This is a genomic window from Rubrivirga aquatilis (assembly GCF_046845665.1).
Lineage (GTDB): Bacteria > Bacteroidota > Rhodothermia > Rhodothermales > Rubricoccaceae > Rubrivirga.
On sequence record NZ_CP177355.1, the window covers coordinates 1,227,356 to 1,244,460 of the forward strand.

Genomic DNA, 17,105 nt, shown 5'->3' on the forward strand with positions numbered 1-17,105 from the left:
GCCGGGGGCACGGTCGGGCGCCGGGTCCCGTTATCCTTCCCCACACACCACCCACCGCTCCGCATGCGACGACTGCTCCTCACCGCCCTCGCGCTCCTGGCCGCTCCGGCCTTCGCGCAGGGCTCGCTCGGCATCGACACCGAGGCCATGGACCGCACGGTCCGCCCCCAGGACGACCTCTTCCGCTACGTCAACGGCGCCTGGCTCGACACCGTCGAGATCCCCGCCGATCGCTCGCGCTACGGATCCTTCGACCTGCTCCGCGAGCGGTCCGAGGAAGACGTCCGCGCCATCATCGAGGACGCCGCGACGGGCGCCGTCGTGGACCCCGACGCCCGCAAGGTGGGCGACTACTACGCCGCCTACATGGACTCGGCGCGCGTCGAGGCGCTCGGCATCACGCCCCTCCAGCCCGACTTCGACCGCATCGACGCGGTCGACTCGCCCGAGGCGCTGGCGCGGTACTTCGCCCAGAACAGCGCGACGTACGGCCCGTCGCCCGTCGCCGGGTTCGTGGGCGTGGACGCCAAGAACTCCGACCGCCACGTGTTCACGCTGTGGCAGTCCGGCACCGGGCTCCCGGACCAGAGCTACTACCTCGAAGATCGCTTCGCGGACGCCCGCGCCGGGTACGTGACGTACCTCGAGACGCTCTACGACCTGGCCGGCTGGGACGGCGGCGCCGAGGCCGCGCGCGACATCCTGGCGCTGGAGACCCGGATCGCCGAGGACCAGTGGACGCGGATCCAGAACCGCGACCCCGAGGCCCGCTACAACCCGATGGCGATCGCCGACGTCCTGGCGATGTACCCCAACTTGCACTTCGACGTGATGGCCGAGACGATGGGCCTGCCCGCGTCGCTGGACTCCGTGATCGTCGGGCAGCCGTCGTTCCTGGCGGGTCTGGACAGCCTGATGGCCGAGGTCCCGGTCGAGACGTGGAAGACGTACGCGCGTGCCCGGACGCTGAGCGAGGCCGCCGGCCAGCTTCCCGCCGCCTTCGGGCAGGCCTCGTTCGACTTCTACGGCCGCACGCTGAGCGGCCAGGAGCAAGACCGCCCGCGCTGGAAGAAGGCCGTCGGCGCTACGTCCGGCGTGCTCGGCGAGGCCGTCGGACGCATCTACGTCGACCGCCACTACCCCCAAGCTGCCGCCGACCGAATGGCGGAGCTCATCGAGAACCTTCGCGAGGCGTTCCGCCAGTCCATCCACGGCAACCCGTGGATGACCGACGCGACGAAGGCCGAGGCGCTCGACAAGCTCGAGAACTACGTCTACAAGATCGGCCACCCCGACGAGTGGGAAGACTACTCGGCGCTGGAGGTCTCGGCGACCGACCTCGTCGGCAACGGCCGCTCGGCGCGGGCCTGGGGCCGCGCCGACAACCTCGCCAAGCTCGGCGAAGCGCCGGACCGGACGGAGTGGGGCATGACGCCCCAGACCGTCAACGCCTACTACAACCCGGCCTTCAACGAGATCGTCTTCCCGGCCGCCATCCTGCAGCCGCCGTTCTTCAACGTCGAGGCGGATGACGCGGTCAACTACGGCGGCATCGGCGCCGTCATCGGCCACGAGTACTCGCACGGGTTCGACGACTCGGGCAGCCAGTACGACGCCGACGGGAACCTGCGCGACTGGTGGTCCGAGGCCGACCGGGCCGAGTTCGACGCGCGCGGCGACATGCTCGTCGCCCAATACGACGGCTACGCGCCGTTCCCCGACGCCAACGTGCAGGGCCGCCTGACGCTCGGCGAGAACATCGGCGACCTCTCGGGCCTGACGATGGCCTACCGCGCCTACCGCCTGTCGCTCGACACCGACGGCGACGGCACGGTCTCGGCGTCCGAGGAGGCGCCGGTCATCGACGGGTTCACGGGCGACCAGCGCTTCTTCATGGGCTGGGCCCAGGTCTGGCGCATCACGCACCGCGAGCCCTACCTCCGCCAGCTCTTGCAGACGGACTCCCACAGCCCGGGCGAGTACCGCGCGAACGGCCCCCTCGCGCACATCCCCGGCTTCTACGAGGCCTTCGACGTGCAGCCCGGCGACGCGCTCTACCTCCCCGAGGACGAGCGGATCGTGCTCTGGTAGCCGACCGGGTCCGGCGCGCCGTGGCCGCCTCTGACCCGTTGCGAGCGGGCCTTCTCACGACGAGGGGGCCCGCTCGCTCGTGAATGCGGCGCGAAGGGGCCGCGCGAGCGGCTCCGAAATGGCCGGTCGCCGCCCCCGGCGGGCGATTTGTCGGCGGCCCCCCTTGCGCGGCCATGCCGTCGGGGCTCTACCTTGGGGCCCGGCGGACGATCCCGCCGCACCTTCCAACATGATCCTCTCCACGCCCATCCTCTCTCGCGCCGCCATGTGCAGCATGGGGATGATGATGTGCATGGCCCGTCCGGGCCAGGAGAGGTCGCGCCCCGAGCGCCGGTAACCGACCGGCACTCGCGTCTGCAACCCCCCTGGCCTCGGGCCGGTGGGGGTTTTTTCATGTCCCCCCGACCCGCGGCCGCCAGCCCCAACCGCCATGAGCGACCGCACCCTCCACTTCGACACCCTCCAGCTCCACGCCGGCCAGACGCCGGACCCGACGACGAACGCCCGCGCCGTCCCGATCTACCAGACCACCTCGTACACCTTCGACGACGCCAGCCACGCCGCGCGGCTGTTCGGGCTCGAGGAGTTCGGCAACATCTACACGCGGATCATGAACCCGACGACGGACGTGTTCGAGCAGCGGATCGCGGCGCTCGAAGGCGGCGCTGCGGCGCTGGCGGTGGCGTCGGGCCAGGCGGCGCACCTCGTCACGTTCACCACGCTGGCCCAGGCCGGCGACAACATCGTCGCCAGCAGCCGGCTCTACGGCGGGACGGTCAGCCTGCTGAAGGTGTCGCTCGGGCGGCTCGGCATCGAGGCCCGGTTCGTCGACGAGGAGACGCCCGCGGCGTTCACGGCCCTCGCCGACGACAACACCAAGGCCTTCTTCACCGAGAGCCTGGGCAACCCCGACCTCACGGTCCCCGACTTCCGCAAGCTGGCGGACGCTGCGCACGCCGCCGGCGTCCCGCTCGTGGTCGACAACACGTTCGGGCAGGGCGGCTACGTGGTCCGCCCCATCGAGCACGGCGCCGACATCGTGACGCACTCGGCGACAAAGTGGATCGGCGGGCACGGCACGTCCATCGGCGGCGTGATCGTCGACGCGGGCACGTTCGACTGGCGGACCGGCAAGTTCCCCCTCTTCACCGAACCGAACGAGGCGTACCACGGGCTCGTGTTCTCGGACGTGTTCAACCCCGGCAGCGCGCTCGGCAACGTCGCGTTCATCGTCCGGGCGCGCGTCGAGGCGCTCCGCGACCTGGGCCCGGCGCTCTCGCCGTTCAACGCCTTCCAACTGCTGCAGGGCGTCGAGACGCTCTCGCTGCGGGCGCAGCGGCACGCCGAGAACGCGAACGCCGTCGCCGCGTGGCTCGACGCGCACGACGCCGTCGAGTGGGTGTGGCACCCGTCGCTGGCGAGCCACCCCTCACACGAGGCGGCGGCCGAGTACTTCCGCCCCGGGACGTTCGGGAGCGTGCTCTCGTTCGGGATCCGCGGCGGCGCCGAGGCGGGCCGGGCGTTCATCGAGGCCGTCGAGCTGGCGAGCCACCTCGCGAACGTCGGCGACGCAAAGACGCTCGTGATCCACCCCGCCAGCACGACGCACCAGCAGCTCTCCGACGCCGAGCAGACGGCGGCGGGCGTCCGCCCGGAGCTCGTCCGCGTGTCGGTCGGGCTGGAGCACCTCGACGACATCGTCGCCGACTTCGAGCAGGCGTTCGCCCGCACGCTCGTCGCGGCCTGACGCCGGCGCCGACGGGCCCGGCCTCGCGGCGCGCACGCGAGGGCCCGGGCGCGCGATCGGTCGGCGCTGGCGCCCCCGGCCCGGGTGGCGAACTGGGAACGCAGCGGTCTGCAAAACCGCGATGAGTGGGTTCGATTCCCACCCCGGGCTCCCTCACACACACGCACGATGTCCGACCTCCAGACCCACACCTTCGACCGCTTCACGACCGAGGCTGGCGCCCGCCTGCCCGTCGTGACGGTCGCCTACCGGACGTGGGGCGCGCTCAACGCCGCCGCCGACAACGCCGTCGTGGTGTGCCACGCGCTGACGGGCGACGCCGACGCTGCGGCGTGGTGGCCCGGCGTCGTCGGCCCCGGCCGCGTTGCCGACCCCGCGCGCCACTTCGTGATCTGCGCGAACGCGCTCGGGTCGTGCTACGGCACGACGGGCCCGGCGACGGTGGGCGCCGACGGCCGCCGGCTCGGGAGCCGGTTCCCCCGGATCGCCGTCCGCGATCAGGCGCGGCTCCACGCCCGGCTCCTCAACGCGCTCGGCGTGCGCGGCGTCGCCCTGGCCATCGGCGCCTCGATGGGCGGGATGCAGGCGCTGGAGCTGGCGCTCGTCGACCGCGAGGCGGGCCCGGACCGGGTCCGGCGGCTCGTGCTCATCGGGATGGGCGCCGCGCACGGCGCGTGGCAGATCGGGATCGGCGAGGCGCACCGGATGGCCGTCCGCGCGGACCCGCGCTGGTGCGGGGGCGACTTCCCCGCCGACGACCCGCCGGTCGCCGGCTTGGCGGCGGCCCGCGCCGTGGGCATGATGACGTACCGCTCGGCGACGCTCTTCGACGGGCGGTTTGGGCGCGAGCGCCACGAGCCCCGGTTCGAGCCCGACGCCCCGCGCTTCGCCGTCGAGAGCTACCTCCGCTACCAAGGCGCCAAGCTGGCGTCCCGGTTCGACGCCGGGGCCTACGTCCGGCTGACCGAGGCGATGGACGCCCACGACGTGGGCGCGGGGCGGGGGCGGGAGGGCGCGGCGGAGGCGCTCGCGACCGTCCGCGCCGACGCCCTGTGCGTGGGCATCTCGTCCGACCTCCTGTACCCGCCCGCCGAGTCGCGCCAGCTGGCGGCCTGGCTGCCGAACGGCCGGTCCGCCGAGCTGGACTCGCCCTTCGGCCACGACGCCTTCCTGGTCGACGGCGACGCGCTCGACGCACTCGTCCGGCCCTTCCTCACCGACACCGGGTTCTTCGACCCGTCCTGACCCTATGCCCTCCCTCGCACTCCACCCCGCTGCCCCGACCGCGGGCCCCCCGCTCACCCAGCCCGCCGCCGGCCTCGTCGATGTGTTCGTCGCAGGGGTCGGCCACGTCGGCGGCGCCCTGCTCCGCCAGATCGCCGCGCTCCCCGGCCGGCCCCGCCTCCGCGTGGTCGGCGGCAGCACGACGCGCGGCGCTGTGCTCCGGCCCGACGGCGTGCCCGCCGACGCGCTGGCGGCCGCGCTGGCCGTGTGCGCCCCGCCCGACTGGCCCGCGCTCGCGGCGGCGCTGGCGGACCACGCCCGCCCGCTCGTCGTCGTCGACGCGACGGGGAGCTCCGAAGTGGCCGCCCGCTACGAGGCGCTGCTGGGCGCGGGCGTCCACGTCGTCACGTCGAGCAAGCTGGCGAACGCGGGCCCCCTCGACCTCTTCTACCGGCTCCAGGCGCTGGGCGACGGCCGCCGCGCGCACTACCGGTTCGAGACGACCGTCGGCGCCGGGCTCCCGCTGGTCCGCACGGTCGAGGACCTGGCGGCGACCGGCGACCGCGTGCGGTCGGTCCGCGCGGTGCTCTCGGGGACGATGACCTACCTCTTCAGCGAGGTGGAGCACGGCGTGCCGTTCAGCGTCGCTGTGGCCGAGGCGGTCCGCCGCGGCTACGCGGAGCCGGACCCGCGGGACGACCTCTCGGGCGAGGACGTGGTGCGCAAGGGGCTCATCCTGGGCCGCGCGGCCGGGCTGGCGACCGAGCGCGCCGAGGTGGAGGTGGACGGGCTGGCGTCGGTGGCCGTTCGGGCCGCGCCCCGCGACGAGGTGGTGGCCCGGCTGGCCGCCGAGGACGGCGCGTGGGCACGGCGCGCCCGGAGCGCCGAGGCCGCCGGCCACCGGCTCCGCTACGTCGCCCGGCTCGACGCGCGCGGCGGGCGCGGCCACCTCCGCGTCGGCGTCGAGGCCGTCCCGGCCGACTCGCCGCTAGGGCGTCTCGGGCGGACCGACAACGTGGTCGAGATCACCACCGACCGCTACGCCGCCTCGCCGCTCGTGGTGCAGGGCCCGGGCGCGGGCGCCGAGGTGACGGCGGGCGGCGTGCTCGCCGACGTGCTGGCGGTCGCGCGGGCCGTCGCCCGGTAGGGGCGCGGGATCCCCACGGGTCCGAGGGCGGTTGGCCCGGCTACTCCCTCCTCCCCGATTCCCTCGACTCGATGATCCGCACCCTTCCTCTCTTGCTCGGCCTCTTCGTCGTCGCCTCGGCCTGCGCCCAGGACGATCACATGAATGGCGAGGCCGAGGCGGCCGGCCACATGGAGCACGCCGACATGCCGCCCATGCGCGCCAACGACGAGGCCCGCCCGAGCCCCAACGCCGGCGTGATGGCGACGGTCGGCACCACCGACGTCCACGTCCACTACGGGCGCCCGAGCCTGCGCGGCCGGGCCTACTTCGCCGACGGCTCCGAACTGGCGCCCGCCGGCCAGGTCTGGCGCACCGGCGCCAACGAGGCCCCGACGATCACCTTCGCCGGCGACGTGATCTTCGGCGGCGAGCCGGTCGCGGCCGGCACCTACGCGCTCTTCTCGATCCCCGGCGACGAGTGGACGGTGATCTTGAACGGCACGGCCCAGCAGTGGGGCGCCTTCCGCTACGACGAGGGCGAGGACGTCGTCCGCGTGATGGCCACGCCGATGACCGACGCCCCGATGCAGGAGCAGTTCGAGATTCGCTTCGCCGACGTCACGCCCGACTCGGCCACGATGCTCCTCCACTGGGGCACCGTCGGCGTCCCGGTGACGATCCAGGCGGGGATGTAGCGCACCTGCGTCTACGCACGTCGAGCGGGCGCTCGGGAGGCGGCACGGCACCGCCCCCGAGCGCCCGCTATTCGTTGGGTGGCGTCTGCTCTCTCCCTGCGTCGTCCCAAACGCACGTAAGGGATGACGCAGGGAGAGAGCGGTGTGCGGTCGTCCGCTACGCCTCCCAGTCCGGTCCGAAGGCCGGGTCGATGGTCCGGTGGTCCTTGGGGAGCGCGTCCAAGCGCGCGCGCTCGTCGTCCGTCAGCACGAGGTCCGCGGCGGCGAGGTTCGAGGCGCGGTGGGCGTCCGACGAGGCCTTGGGGATGGCGAGGACGCGGTCCTGGCCGAGCAGGTACGCCAGCGCCACCTGGGCCGGGCCCGCCCCGTGCGCAGCCGCGACCGCGCGGACCGTCTCGTTCGTCAGCGCCTCGCCCTGCGCGAGCGGGCTGTACGAGGTCAGCACCATCCCGGCAGGGCGGACGATGTTGAGCAGGCGCTGTTGCCCGAGCAGGACGTGGTGCTCCACCTGGTCGGTGGCGAGGTCCGGGACGAGGTCCAGGGCGTCGCGCAGCAGGCCGGCGGGGTAGTTCGAGACGCCGACCAGCCGCGCCTTCCCCGTCTCTCGCACCGCCGCGAGCGCCTCCAACTGGGCCTCCAGCTCGACCTCGTCGACGGGCCAGTGGAGCAGCAGCAGGTCGACGTAGTCCGTCCCCAGCTTGTCCAGGCTCTCGTCGACGGACGCCGCCAGCCGGGACGGCGCCACGGCGTCGCGCCAGACCTTGGTGGTCAAGAAGATCTGCTCGCGGGGGACGTCGGAAGCCGCCAGCCCGGCGCCGACCTCGGCCTCGTTGCGGTAGATCTGGGCCGTGTCGACGTGGCGGTAGCCGATGGCGAGGGCGTGCTCGACGGCGCGCCGGGCGGCGTCGCCCCGGATCCGCCACGTGCCCAGCCCGAGGGCGGGGACGTCGACGCCGTGGACGGAATAGTGAGTCATGGGTTCGGAAAGGGAAGGGGGGAGGCACGCCGTGGGGGCGGTGCGGTTCGCGGGGTCAGAGATCGCCCGAGTGTCGGGCTCGGCGGAACGGCCCGGCGCGGAGCAGGTAGGCCAACACCCCTCTCACACCCCACTCCCATGTCTACCATTACCGACCTCCGTGGCCTCTTCCTCCACGGCCTCAAGGACCTCTACTACGCCGAGAAGCAGTCCAAGAAAACGATCGCCTCGATGGCCGAGAAGGCCTCGAACGCCGACCTCAAGAGCCAGCTGGAGGCGCACGCGGAGCACTCCGACACACACATCCAGCGCCTCGACAAGGTCTTCGAGCTGATCGGCGAGAAGGCCGAGGGCGTCACCTGCGAGGCCATGGACGGCATCCTCAAGGAGTCGAAGCACCTGATGGGCGAGGTCGAGGACGCCGAGACGCGCGACGCCGCCATCGTCTTCTGCGCCCAGGCTATCGACCACTACGAGATCACGCGCTACGGCAGCCTGGCGACGTTCGCCGAGCGCCTCGGGTACGATGAGGCCGCCCAACTCCTCGGCGACACGCTCGGCGAGGAGGAGGACGCCGACGAGCGCCTCTCGCTGCTCGCCAAGGACACGCTGAACCAGGACGCCGTCTAGGCAACCTGCTATCGATGCCGCGCCGCCTCGCGTCCTTCGGGATGCGGGGCGGCGCGCGTTTGGGGCGGTCCGCTGGCGTTTTCGGCACCCCCGGGCAGAGGAGGGGCCCCGGCGTGCGGATGGCCCTCGACCGAGTGCGCATCCGGGCCGCCGTGTCGCCGTAGGCTCCCGTCCCGTCCGGTGCCCTCGATGACCGCCCCACTCCGCCGTCCGCTCGCGCCCGTCCTGGCCTTCGCCGGGCTGGCGTCGGCGGCGTACCTCGTTGGCGTGCTGGGTGTCGTGCCGGCGCTGGTGCGTGTGGCCGAGCCAGAGGTGCTGGCGGCGGCGCTGGCGGTCGACTTGGTGGTGCTGGTGCCGTTGGCGTATGCCGTTCTGATCGCGCGCGCGTCGAGGCGGTGGTGGACGATGGCGCCGGTCGTCGCGCTGAGCGCAGGGGGCGCGTGGGTCGTGCTCCCGGCCGGGCATCGGGGCGTGCTGGACGTCGCGCTGGTGGCCCTCCCCGTGTTGGAGGTGGGGGCGGCGCTGGCCGTTGTCGTGGCGCTCGCGCACGCGGTGCGGTCGGGCGCGTCGGGCGACCCGTACGACCGGCTCCGGGCGGCGGCGGCTCGCGTGCTGCCGAACGCGGCGGGGCGGGCGCTCGCGTACGAGCTGGCGGTCGGGCGGTACGCGCTCGGGCCGCTGCCCGCGCCCCTCGAAGACGCCTTCGCGGGCCGACGCGCCGGCGGGTATGGGGCACTGCTTGCAGGAATCGCGATTGCGGCAGCGATGGAGTTGGTCGGCGGCCACTTCTTGGTCCGACACCTCTGGGGCGACGGCGCCGCGCTCATTCACCTCGCGATCAGCGGCTACGCCCTCGTGTGGCTCGCCGGCGACTGGCGGGCGCTGGGCGTGCGCACGACGACGCTGGACGGCGACACGCTCCACGTCCGGTGCGGGCTGCGCTGGACGGTCGACGTGCCCGTCACGGCCATCGAGGCAGTGTACCACGTCCGCCGTCCGCTCCCGGCCGACCGCCCGACGGCGCGGGCCACGGCGGGGACGCCCCAGTTCGCGCTCGACGTATGCCGGCCGATCGTCGCCGAGGGTCCCTACGGGCTGCAGCGGGCCGTCACTCGCGTCGCGCTCTCCGTCGACGACTCGGACCGATTCGTGGACGCGCTGACGGTGGCGATGGGACAGGGGTAGACGGCGCACGGGACCCGCCAGAGCGGCCCGGCTCCGGAGGTGGGACGACGTGGCGGAGGCGGGCCGGCAGCTTGCGGGCTCACCCGCCGCCCGCCCGATGCTCCGTCTGTCGCTCGCCCTCGCCTTGATCCTCGCCGCGTGCGCCGGTACCCCGCCGCGTCCCGCAGGTCTCGACGGCGCGTGGCAGCTCGTCAGCGCCCAGGCCTTCGACGCCAGCGGGGCGCTCGTCTACGACCCGGAGGTGCAAACGGGCTTGCTCGTCGTCGGCGGCGGGCGGTACAGCTTTGTGTGGACCCGGACGCCGCGCCCGCCAGCAGCCCAGCCGTGGGCGGCGACGGAGGCCGAACGGCTGGTCAGCTTCGCGACGATGATCGCGCACGCCGGGCGCCTGGTGGCCGTCGCGCCCGACACCGTCCGTGCGGAGGCCGAGGCGGCCAAGTCGCCCGAGTTCGCCGGCGGCCACGAAACGTTTGCGCGCGCCGTCGAGGGCGACACGCTGCGGCTGACGGCGGTCTGGGCCGAGGCCGGCGACGGTACGCCGGTCCCGTTCTACGCCTCGGGCGGGCGCCAGCGCTACGTGTTCGTCCGCGCCCGCTAACACGCCGGGGTGCTCGTCCGGCGGGTGCTCTAAAACGGCACGGCGGCCTGTAGGCGGTAGTACAGGTCGAGGTCGTCGAACGGCAGCGTCCCGTCGACGAGGTCGCCCAGGCGATCTGTCGGGGACGCCAGCCCGACGGCGTGGCGGATCTCGAGCCCGGCGATGCGGAGCACGTTCGCCAGCTCGACGCCCACGCCGACGCGCTGGACGGCGCCGTCGAGGTCGGAGCCCGTCCACACGAGGCCGGCGTCGACGAAGGCGGCGGGCGAGACGGGGCCGAGCTCTACGAGGCCGAGCAGCTTGGTGTGCAAATCCCCCACAGCCGGCCCGCGCAGCTCGGCGCTGCCGAAGAGCACGCGCGTGCCGACGGCGTAGCTCCGGTACCCGCGCACGCGCTCGGCGCCCGCAAACTCGAGCGCGCCGACGAACGGGAGCGCGGCGTCGAGCGCGTCGTACCGCGCCAGCCCGACGTAGTCCTGCGCGAGTGTCTCGCCGAAGACGGCGGTTGCGCGAGCCTTGGTAAACAGGCGCGTCTGCCCGAACACGGGCCACACGCGGTAGCCGAGCACGTCGGGCCGGACGAAGGCGTCGCCGCCGAGCGCGGGGATCCCGACGGCCAGCCGCGCGCGCAAGCCGGTCCCGTCGAGCGGAGCGATCACGTTCCACCGGTACGGCCGCTGAAACTTGTAGGCGGCCCCGACCTCGACGTCGAATCGCGTCCCGGCCTCGGGCACGCCCAGGCCTTGCGCCGCGACGTCCACGAAGCGGTCGAGCGCGAGCGGCTCGGCGTACGCGTACCGGACGCGCGCGCCGAGCAGGGTCTCGGTGTACGGCCGGTCGATCACGTCGACGGGGAGCGACGCTGACAGGTCGCCGCCGAGCAGGTCTTCGACGAGCAGCCTCGACCCGTAGACCGTCGACGGGGACGTAAAGCGGTAGAGGTCGAGCGTGAGCGCGGCGGGCGTCTGGCGGTTCGTGTACGAGAGCAGCCCGAACGACTTGTCGACCGGCCGCGTGATGGAGACGCCTGCGAGGATCGCCAACTGGTGCTTGCCGAGCGGCTCGAGGAAGAGCGAGTTGGCGAAGACGCCCCAGTCATCGTCGTCGGTAAAGAGCTCGCCGTCCTCGCCGGGGTCGCCGTAGGGCAGGCCCAGCGTGATGGCGTGCGTCAGGTTCGCGAGCGACTTGTACCGGTGCCGCTCGCGGATGAGTGACGCGTCGGGCGCGACGGCGTCAGGAATCGTGAGCGCGGGCCGGTGCGTCGTCCACGCGGCATACGCGGGCGGGACGGTCACGGAGTCGGTGACGACAGTCGGGCGGCGGCGCGCGTCGACGACGAAGACGCGGTCGCGGCGCTTGGTCTCGGACGAGACGAGCACGAGACGCCCGGCCGGATGCAGGCTGTCCGGCGGGAGCCAGTCGTGGACCGTCGCGCCGTCAAAGAAGAACGTCACGCGAGCTTCGCCTCCGGGGGGCGGTAACTCGGCCGGGACGAGCGTCGGGACGAGCGCGCCGCCGTCGACGCCTTTCACAAACACATTGGGCGCCCGGTCGCGGAGGGAGGTGAACGCCAGCGAGTCGCCGGCGGCGTTCCAGACCGGGAGTCGGTCGTCGCGCTCCGCTCGCGGCACGCCGTCGCCCGTCGCCAGCCGGTCGACCGTACCGCTCGCGAGGTCGAGGACGGCGAGGTCGCGCGTGCCGTCGGCGTCGAAGAGCGAGAACACGACGCGGGCGCCGTCGGGCGACCACCGCGCGGTCGGGATCTGGACGTCGCCGGTGAAGGCCGTCAGCGGCCGCTCGGCGCCGGTGTCGAGGTCGAGCTCGAACAGGTTCGCCGTGGCGCCCTCGACCCCCACGAACGCCAAGCGCCGGCCGTCGGGCGCGAAGGACGGGGAGACCGCCCGGCGGTTGGTCGTCAGTCGGCGGAGCCCGCCGCCGCCGGAGCGGACGAGGTAGAGGTCGTTGACGAGCGAGCCGTAGGCGCCGCGCCGCGTCCGGGCAAAGGCGATCTGTCCACCGTCGGGCGACCACGAGATGGGCCCGGTGATGGCGCCCTCGGCCAGGATCTTGAGGTTCGCGCCGGTGCTGTCGGCGCCCGGGTTCGTCATCGCGATGAGCCGCCGGACGGGCCGCGCCAGGCTCGGCAGCACGACGGCCGCCACGCGCGCGGTGTCGGGGCTGAAGGCGACCTCGTAGACGACCTGGCCCGGCAGCCCGAACGGCTTCGTGGCCAGCGAGTCGAGCCGCTCCATCTGCCCTGCCTGCGTGTTGTAGTACACGTTGACGTGCTTGCGCCACTCCTCCGAGAAGTCGCGGAACGGCTCGCCGGTGACCGCGCGGAAGGCGGTCTGGAAGTCGTGGACGCGGCCGAGCCCGAACAGCACCGGCTTGCGGTGGGCCAAGATGTCGGCGATCGTCGAGTCCCCGCGCGACTGGGCGAGAAAGCGGACCTGGCTGTTGCCGACGGCGTAGCGCAGGCGCCCGTTCTGGGGGCTCGACCCGTCGGTGTAGCTCAGGCGGTCCTCGAAGGTCGCCGTGCGGAGCCAGCGGTCGCCGCGCTGGGCGTCCCAGCGCTCGGTCGCGTACTGCGCCAGCCCCTCGGCCCAAAAGCTCGGGAGCGGGTCGGCGAAGAAGACGTCGAGCAGCCCCAGATTGCTTCGGATCGCGCGGTAGTGGACCAGGTGGGCCACCTCGTGGGCGATCACCTTGCGCAGCCACTTCACGTCGCCCGTCCAGATCTCGGCGGTGTCGTTGACGTGAACCCAGATGTTCGTGAATCCGCTCGACCCGACGTTGAAGGCGATGCCGTTCGCGATCTCGTCCTCATCAGAGAGGTAGATCCGAATCGGGTCCGAGAACGCGAGCGCGGTCGAGTCGGGGCTGAAGGTGACTGTGAGGGCGTCGAACGTGGCCTCGGCGACGGCGGCGGCCTCGGCCTCGATGCCCGCGAGCCGGGCGGGGTACACGATCTCGAAGTGCTCGGTCGCGGCCACCTGCCAGTCGAGCTCGGCATGATTTCGCCCGTTGAAGAGGCCGAACCCGACCTGAGCGCTCGCCGCGCCGGCGGTGGCCGCCAGCAGGGCGAGGAGGAACAGAAGTCGACGCATCGGGCGGGGTCCGGGGGGCGGGGGAAGCTAGGCCGCGCGCCGGGCCGGTGGGGTCGCGAGCGGCGTCGGGAGGGCAGGCGCGCCCAACGCCCAGGGTGTCGTCGGAGGTCTGTCACGTTCAGTCGCCAGCCTGTGACAAACCGGTGGCACCCGCACCCTATATCATACGCGTACGCGCGCGAGCCTCCGCGCCGCCACCCTTCCCCCGATTCCGATGGCCGATCTCTCGACCCGCTCTCTCCCGCCGTCCGACTGGGCTCGCGCCCTGGCCGTCGGCCCGCACTACGAGCCGCCGTACCCCGGCGCCGTCCAGGACGAGCTCGCGTGGCACCTGGTGAAGGCCGTCCGCGAGGACGCCCGCCTGCGCTCCGAGGTCGAGGTCGAGGTGCCCGCCTCGGCGGGGTGGCCGGAGGCCGGGACCGGCCCGGCGTTCTTCACGCTCGACTTGGTCGTCGAGGTGCCCGTCGACGCGAGCGGCACGATCCGCCGCGTGGCCTTCGAGGCGGCCGGTGGGCCGAGCGCTCGCGCCTTGCGCGACCACGACCGGCGCCTGCGACGCGACGCGACGTTGCTCGCGCACGGCGCCGTCGACACCATCTACCGCTTGCGCGGCTCCGACCTGCTCGGCCACATGGACGACGTGCTGTACCTCGCCAGCCAGTGGGACCCGGACCTGTTCTCGGACCGCGGCCGGACGAACTTGGCGACGCTCGCGAGCCCCGAGGCGCGGCAGGTGGCCGTCCGCCCCGAGCAGCCCAGCGTGCTCGTCCCGTACGCCCTGTCCCCCGACGGCGACTCGCCGGAGCGCCACCTGTGGCACGTCGCCAACGGCCAGGCGCCCCACGTGCTGATCCGCCGACTCGACCGCCGCTTCGAGTCGGTGTGGGGCCCGTACGCCGAGCGCCCGCTCCGCCGCGTCGAGGTCGACCGGCCGGCGCTCCGCAAGGCGAGCTGAGTCTCGGCTTAAGCCTGTGACGCGTCGCTGGCACCCCACGCGCGCTACGCTTATCACACACCTCCCGCACACTGCCATGTCGTTCGTCCATCCCCTCAGCCGTCGGCCCCAGCAGCGCCGCCTGGTCATCGCCGTCCGCGGCGCCGCGGGCACCGGCAAAAGCTGGTTCGCCGCGAGCCTCGCCGACGCCGGGCTCGGCCGCCTGTGCTTTTTCGACACCGAGCGCAAGGCGCGCCTGCTGGCGGGCGCCGACGGCTCGGCGTTCGACGCCGTCGAGGTGGAGCACCCCGACGAGCTGCTCCCGTTTATCGACTGGGCGCTCGGTGAGGGGCGCGACGAGCAGGGCTATGGCTGCTTCGCGCTCGACTCGTGGGCCATGTACTTCGGCCGCAAGCACCGCGCGACCGTCCAGGCCGTCCGCGAGCGCACCGGTGACCCGACGGCCCAGCCGTCGGCCGAAGAGCTCCAGGCCGACCAGATCGTCTTTCAGGAGGTCCTGCGGCGCCTGTGCGTCGACTCCGGCGCGTGCGTCGTCATCACCGACCAGACGGCGGCGCGCGGCAAGCAGGACCGTGAGGAGAACGAGATGGGCCGCGTGCTGCCGATGACGGCGTCCGGGCTCGAGTACTTCGTCGACGTGATGCTGGAGCTGTCGCTGCGCCAGGACGGCTTCGACACGCGCCGCGTGGCGACGGTCGTGAAGTCGAACGCGCCCGGCCTTCCGGTCGGGCTCGAGATCGACGATCCCGTCTTCGCGGACGTGCTGGCGCTGCTCGGTGCCGGGCCCGCGCCCGTCGAGGTCCACGACCTGCCCGACGTGCTCCCCATGCCCGCCCTCTCCGCGCCCTCCGGTCCGACCGTCGGTGACCTGTTGACGGAGGCCGAAGGCTACGGCGTCGGCCGTCCCCAGGTGCTGCTGGCGGCGCGGCACTACTGCGGCGTCCAGGCGCTCGACGAGCTGACCGAGGCGGAGCGCGCCGGCCTGCTCGACCGGATGCGCGAGCGCTACGCGACCTCGGGCGACAGCGCGGCGACGCTCGATCCGGACGTGGGCGACACGGAGGTCCGCGTCGCCAAGCGCAAAAAGGCGGCGTAGCTCGCGGCCCCTCGACCCGACGCCCTGCTGGTGCCTGCGCCAGCGGGGCGTTTTTTGAATGAGGCCACCGAGTTGCTTGAGCGCTGGGGTGGGGCGGGTCGCGATAGGCCCCACGGGCGGGCTCGGCGTGTGATGGGTGGCGTGCCCGGCCCGCGCGCGGCCCCTCCGATGCTGCCGCCCGGACGTGTCTTTTCTGTGGTTGGAAGCGCTACCGGTCCCCCGCCGCGTTGCGCGAGCCCGCGTCCGCCCCTATCCTTCGCGCCCCGACCCGCCCCACGCGTGACCCCCTCCATCCTCCGACGTGCTCGACGCCGACCGGCTTCCGCCGGGAGACGACGCATGTAGGTGGACCGCGGGCAACCGCGGATCGGACCCGACCTCAGCGCCGACTCTCCCCGTGAGAGCCGGCGCTTCTTTTTTGCCCAGACCCCCATGTCCAGCCCCATCGCCCTCGCCTTCTCGGGCGGCCTCGATACCTCCTTTTGCGTCCCGTACCTCCGCGAGGAGACCGGCCGCGACGTGTGGACGGTGACCGTCGACACCGGCGGGTTCGACGACGCCGAGCGCACCGCGATTGCCGCCCGGTCCGCCAGTCTCGGCGCCGCCGGGCACACGCTCGTCGACGCCCGCGCGGCGCTGTGGGACCGCGTGCTCCAGTACCTCGTCAAGGGCAACGTGCTGCGGGGGAGCGTCTACCCGCTGTGCGTGGGGCCCGAGCGCGTGGTGCAGGCCCAGGCGCTGGCGGAAGCCGCTCGCGAGGTCGGGGCGAGGGCCGTGGCGCACGGATCGACAGGCGCCGGCAACGACCAGATCCGCTTCGACGGCGCCCTCCGCCTGCTGGCGGCCGACCTCGAGGTGCTGACGCCGATCCGCACGTTGGCGCTTTCCCGCGCCGACTCGACGGCGTTCCTGCACGAGCGCGGCGTCGAGGTCGACGCCGCGACGACGGACTACTCGATCAACCGGGGGCTGTGGGGGACGACGATCGGCGGGAAGGAGACGCACGAGACGGACGGCATCCTGCCCGATGCCGCGTGGCCCGACACCGTCTCGCCCGCCGACGCGCCCGACGCGCCCCGCCAGCTCACCATCGACTTCGAGGCCGGCGTTCCGGTGGCCATCGACGGCGAGCGGCTCGACCCGGTCGCGCTCGTCGAGACGTTGAACCGCGAGGGCGCGGCGCACGGCGTCGGCCGCGGCATCCACGTCGGCGACACGATCCTGGGCATCAAGGGGCGAATCGGCTTCGAGGCGCCCGCCGCGCTCACGCTGATCGCCGCGCACCGCGAGCTCGACAAGCTCGTGCTCACACGGCACCAGCTCGTCGAGTCCGCCCGCTTGGGCGATCTCTACGGGCGGCTCGTCCACGAGGGCGAGTTTTTCGACCCCGTCTGCCGCGACATCGAGGCGTTCCTCGACCGGGCGCAGACGCGGGCCACCGGGACGGTCACCGTCGAGTGGTTTAAGGGCGCGCTCCGCGTGCTCGGCGCGACGTCGCCGCACTCGCTCTTCGACGCGGGCGCGGCGCGCTACGGCGAGGACCACGCCCTGTGGTCCGGCCGCGACGCCCAGGGCTTCGCCCAGATCTACGGGCTCCAGGCCCGCCTGGCGGCGACCGCCGGACAGGAGCCCTGATGCGTGCCTCGTGACTCTCCCGCGCCCCGCACGCATC

Annotated in this window: 13 protein-coding genes and 1 tRNA gene; 12 read left to right on the forward strand and 2 right to left on the reverse strand. The window is 73.2% G+C overall.

The window, feature by feature from the left end; genetic code table 11:
* Positions 1-63 precede the first annotated feature (63 nt).
* From ACLII4_RS05310 to ACLII4_RS05335, 6 genes are all read left to right on the forward strand, one after another.
* Positions 64-2,091, forward strand: a complete 2,028-nt coding sequence (locus ACLII4_RS05310; RefSeq protein WP_412069857.1) for a M13 family metallopeptidase — start codon at positions 64-66, stop codon at positions 2,089-2,091.
* A gap of 430 nt (positions 2,092-2,521) precedes the next feature.
* On the forward strand, positions 2,522-3,838 hold the full coding sequence (locus ACLII4_RS05315; RefSeq protein ID WP_412069858.1) for an O-acetylhomoserine aminocarboxypropyltransferase/cysteine synthase family protein: 1,317 nt from the start codon (positions 2,522-2,524) through the stop codon (positions 3,836-3,838).
* Between the two features lie 78 nt (positions 3,839-3,916).
* A tRNA-Cys gene (locus ACLII4_RS05320) sits at positions 3,917-3,988 on the forward strand.
* Positions 3,989-4,006: 18 nt separating this feature from the next.
* Positions 4,007-5,083, forward strand: coding sequence for a homoserine O-acetyltransferase MetX (gene metX / locus ACLII4_RS05325; protein WP_412069859.1), 1,077 nt, complete (start codon positions 4,007-4,009; stop codon positions 5,081-5,083).
* 4 nt (positions 5,084-5,087) lie between these two features.
* Positions 5,088-6,209: an aspartate kinase gene (locus ACLII4_RS05330; RefSeq protein ID WP_412069860.1), complete on the forward strand. Its 1,122-nt coding sequence runs from the start codon at positions 5,088-5,090 to the stop codon at positions 6,207-6,209.
* Between the two features lie 71 nt (positions 6,210-6,280).
* A complete protein-coding gene (locus ACLII4_RS05335) occupies positions 6,281-6,886 on the forward strand; it encodes a DUF2911 domain-containing protein (RefSeq protein ID WP_412069861.1) in 606 nt (201 codons plus the stop codon).
* A 157-nt stretch (positions 6,887-7,043) separates the two neighbouring features.
* On the opposite strand, the gene ACLII4_RS05340 is transcribed toward ACLII4_RS05335, so the two are convergent.
* Positions 7,044-7,862 carry an aldo/keto reductase gene (locus tag ACLII4_RS05340; RefSeq protein ID WP_412069862.1) on the reverse strand — a complete coding sequence of 273 codons (819 nt, stop codon included), beginning with the start codon at positions 7,860-7,862 and terminating at the stop codon, positions 7,044-7,046.
* Positions 7,863-8,000: 138 nt separating this feature from the next.
* Between ACLII4_RS05340 and ACLII4_RS05345 the strand changes: the two genes are divergently transcribed.
* The 3 genes from ACLII4_RS05345 (at position 8,001) to ACLII4_RS05355 (ending at position 10,275) form a co-directional block, all read left to right on the forward strand.
* On the forward strand, positions 8,001-8,492 hold the full coding sequence (locus ACLII4_RS05345) for a ferritin-like domain-containing protein (protein ID WP_412069863.1): 492 nt from the start codon (positions 8,001-8,003) through the stop codon (positions 8,490-8,492).
* Between the two features lie 189 nt (positions 8,493-8,681).
* Positions 8,682-9,677, forward strand: a complete 996-nt coding sequence (locus tag ACLII4_RS05350; RefSeq protein ID WP_412069864.1) for a hypothetical protein — start codon at positions 8,682-8,684, stop codon at positions 9,675-9,677.
* Positions 9,678-9,774: 97 nt separating this feature from the next.
* Complete coding sequence (locus ACLII4_RS05355; protein WP_412069865.1) at positions 9,775-10,275, forward strand: lipocalin-like domain-containing protein; 501 nt, start codon at positions 9,775-9,777, stop codon at positions 10,273-10,275.
* A 29-nt stretch (positions 10,276-10,304) separates the two neighbouring features.
* Here the strand turns inward: ACLII4_RS05355 and ACLII4_RS05360 are convergent, their stop codons facing one another.
* The gene (locus ACLII4_RS05360) at positions 10,305-13,382 is read right to left on the reverse strand and encodes a hypothetical protein (protein WP_412069866.1); all 3,078 of its coding nucleotides are present in this window, start codon (positions 13,380-13,382) and stop codon (positions 10,305-10,307) included.
* Between the two features lie 214 nt (positions 13,383-13,596).
* On the opposite strand from ACLII4_RS05360, the gene ACLII4_RS05365 reads away from it, so the two are divergent.
* From ACLII4_RS05365 to argG, 3 genes are all read left to right on the forward strand, one after another.
* Positions 13,597-14,337: a hypothetical protein gene (locus ACLII4_RS05365; RefSeq protein WP_412069867.1), complete on the forward strand. Its 741-nt coding sequence runs from the start codon at positions 13,597-13,599 to the stop codon at positions 14,335-14,337.
* A 76-nt stretch (positions 14,338-14,413) separates the two neighbouring features.
* Positions 14,414-15,433, forward strand: a complete 1,020-nt coding sequence (locus ACLII4_RS05370) for a hypothetical protein (RefSeq protein WP_412069868.1) — start codon at positions 14,414-14,416, stop codon at positions 15,431-15,433.
* Positions 15,434-15,865: 432 nt separating this feature from the next.
* Positions 15,866-17,068: an argininosuccinate synthase gene (argG, locus tag ACLII4_RS05375; protein ID WP_412069869.1), complete on the forward strand. Its 1,203-nt coding sequence runs from the start codon at positions 15,866-15,868 to the stop codon at positions 17,066-17,068.
* The last annotated feature ends 37 nt before the right edge of the window (positions 17,069-17,105 follow it).